This window comes from Alteromonas sp. MmMcT2-2, from assembly GCF_022348305.1.
Lineage (GTDB): Bacteria > Pseudomonadota > Gammaproteobacteria > Enterobacterales > Alteromonadaceae > Alteromonas > Alteromonas macleodii.
This window is the reverse complement of record NZ_JAKRFA010000034.1, coordinates 1-12831: the sequence shown is the minus strand read 5'-3', so window position 1 is coordinate 12831 and position 12831 is coordinate 1. Positions and strand designations below refer to the sequence as shown.

Genomic DNA, 12831 nt, shown 5'->3' with positions numbered 1-12831 from the left:
ATAAACAGCGCTTGCTTCATTATTCTGGGCTTTTAATTGCTCGCTTAACTCTATGTTTTGGAGTACATTTATTATTCGCCGCTTAGGCACTATTGGCGGGTATAACAAAAGCCTCAATCAAAGTGATAGCACTTGATTTGGTTGAGGCGAATAATAAATTTCTCAGTTAAAGGAGCTAACTGCTAGCAATGAAGCTGTCTAGTCAAATTAATTTGGGCGTTTTTGCCCTTATGCTTCTAGCATTTACGGTGTTGTCGAGTATTGAGCTAAGCGAAATAAAATCTCGCACTTCAGTGTCAATCGAGCAAGAAGCTGAAGAAGCACGGCTGCGTTACGAAACAACCGTCTTACAAACCTCTGCCCTGTCGTCTCAGTCGAAGCAATCAATGATTGATGCCATGCTTCGTCAAATGGTATTGCAGCCGTTTTTATCTGCAGTAAAAGTCATTGATGTCGAAGGAAATGTGTTTGCGAAGTACGAGCGCTCGCCTAACATTATTGTTCCTAATTGGTACTTACAGCTGGACTCCGCGCCTGCCGTTAACAAGAAAATTCCTTTTTCAAATAATGATGGTTATTTGTTAGTTACGTCTGACACGTCTTATATCTACACTGAAATCACCGCTATTCTCATCAAAAATGCTGTTATCTTTTGTGGGCTATTTTTCGCCCTCGCGCTATATATCGTCACGGTAACCAAATTTGCTAGGCGCCCCATTGCAAACACCATTAAGAAGCTTAATGAGATAAATAGCCACGACTTCACCCCCTCGCAGGTAAATGCGTTTACAACAGATTACCGCCAACTTACCAGCACAGTGAACACGCTAACCACGTCGTTAGCATCAAAATTTAATGACATTGCTCAGCAATCTGAGCGATTCAAAACAGAAGCCAATAAAGATACATTGACGAAGTTGTCGAACCGCAGTGCATTCGAGCGACACACTCGCGCGCTGTTGTCTGACACGTCTAATTTCCAGGAAAAAGAGCTTATTCTCATCAGGCTCGCTCAACTTACCACTATTAATACTAAGTTGGGCATGTTAGCTGGTGACAATTATGTAAAATCTATCGCGGACTTTCTTGTGCATGAGGCGAAGCACAATTGCAAAAGTGGCTTTGTATTTCGGTTATCAGGCGGAGATTTCGCCTTGATAAGTGAAATTATGGGGCGGGACGAACGGGATTTGATGTTAGAAAATATGTCGAAGCAGTTTGCAAACGCCACGCCACTTCGAGATGGAAGCAAAGCAACATGGATGGGCGTAACACGTTTTTCTAGCCAAATGTCGTTACAGCAGGTAATGGAAAGTGCTGACAGTGCGTTGATGGCGGCAATGAAAACGCAAAAAGGATGGCAGTTTTCTTCAGAAGTATCTCAGGTTCATAGCAATACGAAATGGCGTGAGCGCCTCAATTACATCGTGTCGCAGCAATATGCCGATATTCTCATTCAACCCGTGATGAATGTAGAGCGAAACGCACCAGCATATTACGAAACGTTCGCTCGATTTAAAGACAAAGACACCAATGATGTTATACCCATGGCGCAACTTATCCCCGCATCGGAGCGATTGGACCTTATTCCTCAAGTCGACAAGTTGGTAGCAGGCATTGTGTTTAAAAAACTAACGGTAACGTCTCATCAGGTTGCTATAAATATTAGTAACGCCTCAATTGCCAACGGCGAGTTTAGAAAATGGTTAATTGAAGAGCTTCGAACACGGGAAACGCTATGCCCACGACTTATTTTTGAAGTCGAAGATGCAGCGCTTATTCACCATCGAGAAGTAGCCGAAAACTTTTGCCGTCAACTCATACAGCTGGGCTGTAGAATTACCATAGAACACTTTGGCGATAACTTTGCCTCGCTTGCGGGTTTAAGGGCAATTCAGCCTCAATTCGTTAAGCTTTCGGGACGGCTAACCCAGGGAATTCATACCAACAAAGATAATCAGTTATTTGTCTCTAGCCTTATCAATATTGCGAAAGGCCTTAATATCCATGTTATTGCGGAAATGGTAGAAAACGAGGCTGAGTCTGTTGCACTGAGCAAACTAGACGTTGAACACCAACAAGGCTATTACTTTTCTAAACCCTCACTTTGGACAATGTACTAAGTGTAAGCTCGCTGGTCTGAGGCACTGAATGTCAGGATAAGTATTGACGCTTTTTGTGAGCCCCCGCGCTTTATACGACTTAATTGTGCGTCGATTCAATGAAACGTTTAAGGCGGTGTTGTGAAAATCTCTTTCATATACACCTCCTTTTAACCGCATTTACTGATCGTTAAGCAGCTTTATAATGGCGTCAGAGCTAATGGGTTTTGAATACAGAAAGCCTTGCACATATTCAACGTTAAGAGACTTACAGTAGTTCGATTGATTTTGAGTTTCCACGCCTTCAACAACAATGTTTAAATCGAGTTTGTGACCAACATTCACGATAGCCTCCATTAACGCGCTATCGTAGGCATTTTCCGGTGCACCTCTTAAAAATGAACGATCTATTTTTAAGTGGCTAACGGGAAACTGTTTTAAATAACTAAGCGAAGAATAACCCGTACCAAAGTCATCAATTGATATTTCAACGCCTTGGTCGCGTTGCACTCTCAAATTCTCTAAAATCGTATTGTCAGACTTAATAAGCACATTCTCAGTAAGTTCTAACCCAATATCTTTAGGCAGTAAACCGTGCCGCTCTCGACACTCCCTTAGGCGTTCGAAATAAGCATTCTGCTCTAACTCTTTTCCTGAAACATTGATATCAACGCGAATATTAATGCCCTGCTCTTTCCATAACTGTGCCTGTTTGCACGCCTTTTCTAACACCCAATTTCCAATGTGAACAATTAACTCACTGCGCTCAGCGATGGGGATGAAGATATTGGGTGGAACAGCCCTATCCTCATCTTTAGGACGCCACCTTAACAGCGCTTCACACGATGCCACTTTTCCGGTGAGCAAATCGATTTGAGGTTGATACAAGAGTTCAAACTCATCGTTAACCAAAGACTCATGGAGATAAGCTGCGATACTTCGCTGTTGTCGAACTTTCTGACTTAAAGCGTGGGTGAAAAAATGAAAACGGTTTCGGCCTTCAGCTTTCGCCTGATACATTGCGACGTCTGCATTTTTCAGAAGATCATCAATCTCACTTCCGTCTTTAGGGTACATACTAATACCGATACTTGAAGTGATATGCACGTTTTCAGTGCTAAGCGCGAAGCTCTGCCTGAAACACTCAGTAAGTTTCTTAGCAATGTCAGCACTTTCATTTTCAGAGGTCACTTGTGTGGCGACAAAAACAAATTCGTCTCCACCAAACCGAGCCAGTAAGCCTCGTTCGCTTAGACAATCTGACAGCCGCTTAGAAACAGAGCGCAGTAATTCATCACCCCAGGTATGCCCAAGCGTGTCATTAACTTCTTTAAACATATCTAAGTCAATGAAAAACAAAGCGAAGCCAGACTCATTGCGCGACGCATCCTCAATAGACGACGTCAAAAACTGCTCTAACAGGCGTCGATTAGGCAACTCGGTTAACAAATCTGTGGATGCCATTCGCTCAAGTTCTTGCCTGATGTTGTGCTGCTCACTCAGGTCAATATCCACACAATACATTTCGGGTGAATCTGTGCCTTCTTTCAGCATGACGTGAGATGAGAAAACATGGATAGGCTCGCCACTTTTCTTCTCAAGCACGAGTTCGTCTGAAGGAATTGCCTCACCGTAATCTATCCATCGCTGATGTAGCTTTATCACTTCACTTTTCATGAACGAGGGAATGATGAGATCTTCAAGTTTTTGACCTAGTGCTTCGCACTCACGAAAGCCATACATGTCTTCACTTGATTTATTCCAGTAGATAACTTTTCGGTGCTTGTCATAACCTTGCACCGATACCTTTGGCAAGGCACTAATAAGCTGAAGGAACCGCCTTTCAGCCGAACCATGCTGTTCAAATAACGGGGGCTCTTGGTATTTCTGTAAGCTCATCGTACTCCCGCGAGTGCTAAATTGTTAGATAGCAAAGATATAAAAACGGCCACCATTCTTTTAGTGTAGTCCAAATCACACAGACCACCCGACATTAAAAAGTTAAATTACCCATGAATATCGCTGAATAAAGAAAAGGGTACCAGTGCGTGTTACGCAGAACTTGGGTCAACAAAAGATGAAATTAAATCGTAAGATGGTGCGTCTACCCTGATTCGAACAGGGGACCTCTACCATGTCAAGACATATATCAACACTTACCCCACCCTCCGCAAAACCATAGAAAACATATAACACATTTATAATTCGATAATTATTCTGACCCTATGACCTTTACTTTAACACTTTTTGGTTGATTTTCACTCTATATTTGGTCACAATTCAGTCACAGATAAAAGTACTTAAAACGCAGTTTAATTTAGCTATTTTTCAGGCTCGTTTTAGTTTCATCTTGGTATTGCAAGAGGTTGGTATTTTAGCGAGTGGAATAATGAACGAATTGGAAAAAGAACTAGCTAAGTTTGACAGCAATTTGTATGACAAAAGTGAATTGGTAGAAGTAAAACTAAATAGACTCTCTCCGGACAGTATTATGTCCGCAATGACCAAAAATGCTAACCCGTTTAGCGCCGTTAGAACCGCGAAAGAAACCTACGAACAAACCTCACCTTTTTTAAATTTACTCTCACTTCACTCCCCTATTATCTGTTATCAAGCTAGAGGGTATTACTACGTAGTGTCAGGTTTTTTTACCTTCTTAGCATTCCAAAGATACGCTGCGCAATATCAAACGGCTTCAGAGAGAATCATAAGAGTTTTCCTGTTAGGTAAAACACCGCCAAAGTCACTGAGGCGGTCCATCATATTGCACTCACTGAGTACAGATTTACTTTCAAAGTGCTTTATCGCAGACACAAAAAAAATAAGCTTTTATCTTCGCACTTGGTTTAATCACGACCCTGGCAAACGAAGCATTTTTCAATCTCAAGAATGGCTATCGCTTTTCCCTAACCTTAATTCAATTGAAAAAGTTGCTGAGTACTTATCAGTATCAAAAACAGAATTGAGTCGCAGTAGTGATTAATATAGAAACCCCAACACGTGAACAAATAATCGACTTTTTCGGAAGCGATGTCGTCAACGTCGAGGAGGTAGAGATATTCCTAGAGCAAATTGAGTGCCCTATTGATTTTCGCGGTTTAGGGTTTGTTTTTGGAATCCTTGATTATGTTAGAGGAATTTCAGGACAAAGGTGGCTCAAACTTCTTGAAATTGAGCTAAGCACTTTCGATTCACTACAACAAAAAATTGTACAGACCCCAACTGCTAAACAACAAATCTTATACAATAAAACAAAGGCGAAAGGCTGGTTAAGCCTCCGACCAATATATTCATTACTGTTTATATTTTATGATTATCAAGACGATAAAATGGCGTCTGCTTTACTTTCATTTCTCAGTCACTATTTTAATAATGAGATTGAGATTAAACGCAATCGTAGAGTAGAGGAAGCGGCAAGAGCATTCCGACTATCATATACCGATCCGGACGTAGCTTATCATTTGAGAACATCAGGTTCACCAGATGCACTGGCTATCAGTGCAGCTCATGCTCGAGAGAGCATCAAAGCGTTGAATCCAAGTAATCAGAATCCTTCAAGCTTGACATACCTTTATAGCCTTGAACATTTTTATCGCTTAAATTGGACCACGCGAGTGAGACAATCCCGCGACTCGCCCTCAAAAACACGTTCTTATTTTCAAAGAACAAAGCTAGTAAGACTTCCAGGTTCCGGAAACCTTTTGACTGCATCTCTTAAAGCAAAATACTTATCGAATGATAAAACGGAGGATCCCTCTGCATGCTTGAGCGAGGACTACCCGAGTGTGACTATCGTACAAATTAACGAGGCGGGTGAAAGTAAAGATAAGCATGAGCGCCCTGATACAGCTGTTATCAAAGATGAATACAAAATTGAGAAAATACGAAGACAAATCACTCGAGACGTTAGGCGCAGTCACAACCTACTACCGACAGACCGTGCAATTCTTCAACCTCATGAACTTCAATTGCTGTGGCATGAGTTAACATCATCATCAAGCAGTACATACAGTGGATTACCAGCAAGCTACATTCAAAGCCTAATATGTCTAATTTGGTTCCTAGGTAAAGAATTAGACGAACTCCTCAACATTCCTGTGCATCTAAATCAAAACCATCATGAGCCAGGCCTTCATGTCACCGATACATCAACAAGTTTGATTGTCGCTCCATCTCCAACTACGAAGAGCTCTCTTTCGCATAGAAGAGACTTACTCAGAGTAGGTTCCACCGTAAAGCTCTTTCTGCCTGCGTTTATACGCGACAAAATAGTAGCTGCAGATATACTCAAGCACGAGACTATTGGCTGCACTTACAGATTGAACACAATAAAAAATGCAGTCGATGGTTTCCTTAAGGTCATAAATCATCGCAACCACAGTCAGATAGGTGTTACGAGGGTTGAATGCTTTCTTCAGAATTTCCTAGTTGCTCAAGAACTACACGATCCCGTTATTCTAGAAATTTTATCAGGCAAAATATCGTACTACACAAGAGCGCCGAGGCACTATGCCTGGTACAGCGAGAGGGAAATCAATGCCCGCATTCATTCCATTTGGCAGGATGTATTAAAACAAGTGATGCTTTTTGATCCTAATTTTAAACCACCAGAGCTCATGCCGTCAGTTAATACCAATAACGACGTCGAGAATGAAAGCGGTATCGAACAACATATTGGAGTGGGTTCATGTTTTACGCCAACGAAAATTGCATTGCAGACTTGGATTTCAACTACTGCAGCACACCTAAAAACTCATTTCCAATCTAGACAAATTACGAGGCAAATAGAAAGCCTCATTGAATATCATAATGCTTATACAATCTACACGCTTGGGATGCTTCTGAGCGGAACAGGATACCGCGCCGTATGTAACCCCCTGCCCTCCTTGAGTCTAATCTTTCCAGAAAGAAATACGTTATGTATTTCGGACAAAGACTCAACAAAGACCTTCTCACATATGCGCGTTATAGTGTGTGCAAGACTATTGCGCCAGCAACTTCAATTCTATCAAGTACATATAAATACTATGGCGAACCTTCTCAGTATGGTAGAGCCTTTGCTCGCTAGACACCTATTTTCCCAACTTTCTCCTACAAATTACGTTCATTTGCAAGGTAAAAGCGAGCGACTCGATCATTTTATCACTATCAGAAATTCCGCAACTCAACTTGGCGTCTTTTTCTTGTTTAGTACACATGGCAATGAAACAGAAGGCGAACGAATTAAAGCGGAAAATGCGGAACAATCCATTATACCGACTACTGTCACCCCCAAAAAATTACGCGCGGAAATACATTTACCGATAAATTTTGGAAGACATTACATGCGAAGATATCTTCAAACTCAAGGCGTGCACCAAGAGCTGGTTAAGTTTCAGCTGGGTCACTTCGTTTCTGGTGAGAACCCTTTGGAAAAGTTTTCATCATCAAGCTATCCAACGACCGTCTCATCGCTACAGCCATTACTTGATGAGATGCTGGAAGATCTGGGTTGGACAGCGCTGCCGTCATTACTCACTAGGCTCCGGTCTTAATATGCCTAAACAAGCGCAGATATCACTGTCGACTGATGTCAAGCAACACTATGCGAGTTCAGCGCAAACGAATATCTCGCAGTATGTGAAACTTTCTAAGATTAGTCACTTTGATAGTGCAGATGTCGACAAAACAATAAAGAACGTAATCGAAAAATTTCAACGTCATGTTCGCTATGACAACCAAAAATACTTAGCGCAATCTATAAAAAATTTCACGAATTCGCTAAGCAAAGGATTCGAGTTACATTTGGTTGAGTTACGTCTTGCAGAACTACTATTTTGTATCTTAGAAAAAGAGTCTGGAATCAAAACCCCAAAGCTCTCCTTTCCTGTTCAAATCAGACAAGACATTCCTCTTATTCAACCCGACGACATGATACTGTCTACGTTGCAACGAAGAATTTACAGGTTTATTGAAGCACCCGACACATTGTCTATTTATATGAATAACACTTACGATCAAGTGGGTATTCTCATTGCTTGGCTAATACTTAAAGAGGGCGTATCACAGCCTCAAAATGTCAGAAGCCTTTTAAATAGAGAGGTAGACATTTTTTACATCGGAGAAGAGTGCTTTTTTGAAACCGAGTATCAGCGGTTTTGGTTATCCGAGACGGCGGTCATGCTGCTCAAGCTGAACTGGAACGTACGACAGCGCAGCCCTGCAAACATAGTCAACGCAATCAACAAAACGTTACATACATTTCAGATCGTGCCCACTGAATACAAAATCAGCGCAATAATGTTTCGAAGTATGCTGCGTACTGAATTGGCATTATCATTAAGTGCAGCTGAGTCGGCTATTAGACTAAGAATATTCCCTACCACTCCACTTAAGAGACATACGCTATTTAGATTATTGAAAGGCACCGCAGTAGAGATACAACAAGATTTCATCGTTGACAGGACTGTTTCACATCGTCAACGCAAAGCATGGTCAGATGCTAACCGTCCAAGCAGCGATAATAGAAAATACGCTAAGAGTATATTTCCTCTAGAACAAACCACTACCGAACAATATACAGAAGTAACCTCGTTTATTCGCCCATTGAAGATAAACACGACTCAAAAGAAGAGCGGTGAGATTACTACTCCACTTAAAGGCAAACTACGAACGTGGCTAGAGCAAACAGAGCATGCTATACAAAAGCCTCTTATATGGTTATTACTCGCATGGGCATATCATCTACTTGATGAAGGAGGCAAAAAAAAGGACCGACTAAGACTTAAAACCATATATGACTACGTAGATTATGTTGCCAAACCTTTTATCCAAGAGTTTGCAGGTTGCAATATGCAAACCCTATCACCAGATATTTGGGTGACTAAATTAAACGACGTCATCGATGAAATCATATCTAGCAAGAAACAGTTTGTACTTTACTTCGCCGATTTTTTAGTTACTAAGAACTTCGTTAGGGAAATGGATGTTTCTGATATCGATGTCCCATGCAACAAGACTGGGGTGAATGCCAACATCATTACCCATCATGAAGCGGACAGGATATGCCAATTATGCGACCTGTTGAACACACCACTAGCAACCCTTGCCAAACTTTATTTTTGTTTTGGGTTCTATAGTGGATTACGACGCAACGAAATTTCAGGCTTACAATTTGCGGACCTTAAAATAGGGGGGCTACACTATGTTAGTCTGCAAGTACGGCCTAATAGGTTTCGCGATTTAAAGTCAGCAAAGAGTTCTCGTAACCTACCACTTGATTGCCTTTGGCCTGAGGACAAGCTAGAGGAGCTTATTGACTATTTAGATGGTCGAAGAGGGCTTCATGTCAATATAAACACCAAAATAGTGCCAGATATCAATGAAGCTAACCAAGCATTCAATCTACTTAGTTATATACTACGCTCAGTAACTGGCGACCAAAACTTGGTCTTTCATCACTGTCGCCACTCATTTTGCAATTGGCTGATGTTGCTATTAAATAGTGAGTTCCTGAAGAAATTTAGAACTTATCAATTTTGCGACCATCCCTATTTCAATGATGCAAATTATAAAAAAGTAGCATCTCGACTAGCTTTGACACCATGGTCTAGGAAAAGACTGTGGGCAGTATCATCATTAATGGGACACGCAACACCTGAGGTGACGCTTTCATCCTATTACCACCTGTCCGAATTTGTGCAGCATGTTGCCTTCTCTGACAATAAACTCAGTAAACCTTCGCTTAAAGAATTCTGGGGGCTTCAAGATGAAGATTTGAACTCGCGTGCGAAACTATTAAACCCAGCACATGAAGTAGATTTTCTGCGTCCAAGACATATGACTATTTGCGAACCAAAAGAGATATCAGCCGACAATGAAACGCTACTAGCGCAGATCCAAAATGCGTTTTCGATGACCAATAACAAAAAACTCTCGTTACTGGATCTTTGGGAAGTGATGTTAATGCTAGCAAACAGAAAATCCAACATTCAGATTATGCAGTCTATCCAAGTTGATGATGGGCTAATCAACAAAATTATCAACATAGATGACAACCTATCTAGACGACCAGGTAAAAGAGCAAAGAATAAGCTTCCTCGCTATGCGAATGCCGCAATGCTCAAGAAAAGCGAAATTGCTAATGTGGAAAAGTTATTAACTACATTTAATGACCGGTGTAGAGCAACAGAGGACGGTAATCATGCACTTTGGTCGGGGATGCACGATTTAATGAGGAATCGAGTTGCTTCAAAAGACTCTTTGATAAGATCGCACAACGTAGAAGCGATACGCACGCTACTCGACCTTTTTGAAGGACTAAAGAGCGAGAGTTGGCAACTTTCATTCACTTGGTATTTCCCCTCTGAACAACAATTTGACAAAGACTTGATCAGTCAATATCGAAAAGATTTAAAATTTTGGCTTGATGAAATAGAGAGTCGTTTTGACAATGAAGTCGTTACCAAAATTGTCATACCACATCGGTTTGTCGAATACTTAAGGTCGAACGAGCAATCAAAGGTTAAGGTCACAATCAGCGATGAGGGACGGTTCCTCAGCTACTTACAGAAGGGTACCGTTAGTTTGCACTTTTTAAAACCGAAAGCAGACTCAAATAGCACGCCAAGACGAAACAAGGCGTTTATTAGTTTTTTGTGCGTTTTGGCTGTGTTTGGTAAGTTGCTTCATATGGACGTTTAGATGTACTAGTGTGATTATCAAGGGATACTGACGGTATAAGTACCAAGCGATTTTGACGTAATCACACTATCAATGTTGCCGCGCTTCAGCAAGCTTTGCCAGCCGTAATGCAGTGATATTCATGTTTTTCCCTCAGCCATATATTGCGAACGTCGCTAGCATGTATGTCGACGTTTGCAAGCGTCCGGTAAACAGCACATTCAGTGGTTGAAGAAATCTCAGTAAGCTGACTCCAAAATTCAAAACGGAGTGAGCAATGAGAAAATTTCGAAGCCGGGACCAATGGCGGCAGATTCTGGAAGACCAGCAGCAAAGCGGTTTAACCATTTCAGAATTTTGTCGCCAGCATAAGATTTCAACCAGTGGCTTTTCACTCAGCGGAAGAAGCATGGATTAGTTAATGCCACGACATCCGCTTTTGTCAGCACAAAAGTTACCAAACATACTGCGACAGAAGTCCATCGAGATATTAAGCAACCGATTGTGCTCGAACTTTCAGCCTCTAGGTTATCGCTGCCAGCAGAAACACCGGCAGATTACCTGCTCACTTTGCTCAATGGCCTGCCGGCATGAAGCTTTTTGTTGATCCACCCCGAGTATATTTGCACCGTGATTTTGTCGACTTCAAAAAGTCCATCAATGGCCTTGCGGCCATCGTCGAAACCGACATGGCTTTGCCGACGATGTCAGGCGCCTTGTTCGTGTTCTTTAACAAGGGCAAAGACAAACTGAAAATCCTGTACTGGGACCGCACCGGCTTTGCCCTGTGGTACAAGCGTCTGGAAAAGGACAAATTCAAGTGGCCAGGTAAGCTCAGTACGCCAACGTATTCACTGACTGAACAGCAACTGGAGTGGTTGCTAAGTGGGTATGATGTTATCGGTCATCAACCCATGACCTTCCAGTCGGTGGCCTTATAACCTGTGATCATACAAGGGATTTAACGATCACGAATTAGTCTGAATAAAAACAACAGGTTACTGGGCTTTATTGGTAAAATGACACCATGATTGACGAACTGACAAAGCTTCGAAAATTGCTTGCAGAGCAAGCAGAATTAATGGCTGAGAAGGATGCCAGAATAGCCTATTTAAAAGAGCAGTTCCGCTTGGCTCAACAAAAGCAGTTTGGAGCTAGCAGTGAAAGCCATCCAGGCCAGGGTGAGTTGTTTAACGAAGCTGAGTCAGAGGCTGACCACGTTGAAGAGGAAGACCAGACACAGGCCATCAGCTATACCCACAAAACACCGAAACGCCAGTCACTGCCTAAAGACTTACCGCGTGAAACGGTTGTTCATGACATTAGCGATGAAGACAAGGTCTGTGATTGCTGTGGCGGTGAGCTGCATCAGATGGGCGAAGCACGCAGTGAAAAGTTGGAATTCATCCCCGCCCAGGTCAAAGTGGTAGAGCATGTCAGGCCCAAATACAGTTGCCGCATGTGTGAGCAGCAAGGTATTGAGGTTAAGGTTAACATTGCGCCTCTACCGGCCAGCCCTATTCCTAAGGGGATAGCTACGTCATCATTATTAAGCCAAATCATCACCAGTAAATAACAATATGGACTGCCGCTGTATCGCCAGGAAAGCTTGTTCAAACAATATGGTATCGAATTAAGTCGCCGTACCATGGCCGACTGGATGATAAAGTGCAGCACATTGTTTAAACCCTTAGTTGAACGGCTCAAGACCATCCAACTGGAACAACCCGTCATTCAGGCAGATGAAACCACACTGAAGGTCATCAGTGAAGACAAATCTACCTGTTATATGTGGTTGTATTGCACCGGCAGTGATTCGCCCAATGAAAACCCGATACCCAATATCGTGCTGTATGACTACCAGAACAATCGCTCAGGGCGTTGTGCGGTAGAGTATCTGGGATATTACTCAGGCTATTTGCAAGTGGATGGCTATCAGGGCTATGAACAAACCAAGGCCACATTAGCGGGTTTCCGAGTAGATGAGGACATTACTGCCCTCACCCCTCACAGACCCGGACGAGCGCAATTAACGCATCCGGTTCTTCATAACAGTTTATTCGCTGCG

General features: G+C 42.2%; 6 protein-coding genes and 1 pseudogene. 6 read left to right on the top strand and 1 reads right to left on the bottom strand.

All coding sequences use genetic code 11. From position 1 onward, the window contains the following. Positions 1–188 precede the first annotated feature (188 nt). On the top strand, positions 189–2123 hold the full coding sequence (locus MHM99_RS16410) for an EAL domain-containing protein (protein ID WP_239220173.1): 1935 nt from the start codon (positions 189–191) through the stop codon (positions 2121–2123). Positions 2124–2282: 159 nt separating this feature from the next. Here MHM99_RS16410 and MHM99_RS16405 read toward each other — a convergent pair whose 3' ends face one another. Continuing rightward, on the bottom strand, positions 2283–4001 hold the full coding sequence (locus MHM99_RS16405; protein WP_239220172.1) for an EAL domain-containing protein: 1719 nt from the start codon (positions 3999–4001) through the stop codon (positions 2283–2285). 490 nt (positions 4002–4491) lie between these two features. Here MHM99_RS16405 and MHM99_RS16400 point away from each other — a divergent pair, with 490 nt between their 5' ends. From MHM99_RS16400 to MHM99_RS16380, 5 genes and pseudogenes are all read left to right on the top strand, one after another. Further along, complete coding sequence (locus tag MHM99_RS16400; RefSeq protein ID WP_222936563.1) at positions 4492–5085, top strand: hypothetical protein; 594 nt, start codon at positions 4492–4494, stop codon at positions 5083–5085. Next, positions 5078–7636 (top strand): hypothetical protein, encoded by a 2559-nt coding sequence (locus MHM99_RS16395; RefSeq protein WP_187447032.1) that lies wholly within the window; start codon positions 5078–5080, stop codon positions 7634–7636. The genes MHM99_RS16400 and MHM99_RS16395 overlap by 8 nt, the downstream gene beginning before the upstream one ends. 1 nt (position 7637) lies before the next feature. Then, positions 7638–10784, top strand: a complete 3147-nt coding sequence (locus MHM99_RS16390) for a hypothetical protein (RefSeq protein WP_187447031.1) — start codon at positions 7638–7640, stop codon at positions 10782–10784. A 569-nt stretch (positions 10785–11353) separates the two neighbouring features. Beyond that, positions 11354–11704, top strand: coding sequence for an IS66 family insertion sequence element accessory protein TnpB (tnpB, locus tag MHM99_RS16385; protein WP_187447030.1), 351 nt, complete (start codon positions 11354–11356; stop codon positions 11702–11704). 140 nt (positions 11705–11844) lie between these two features. Then, positions 11845–12735, top strand: a pseudogene (locus tag MHM99_RS16380) (IS66 family transposase); the annotation flags it as partial. Positions 12736–12831: the final 96 nt, after the last annotated feature.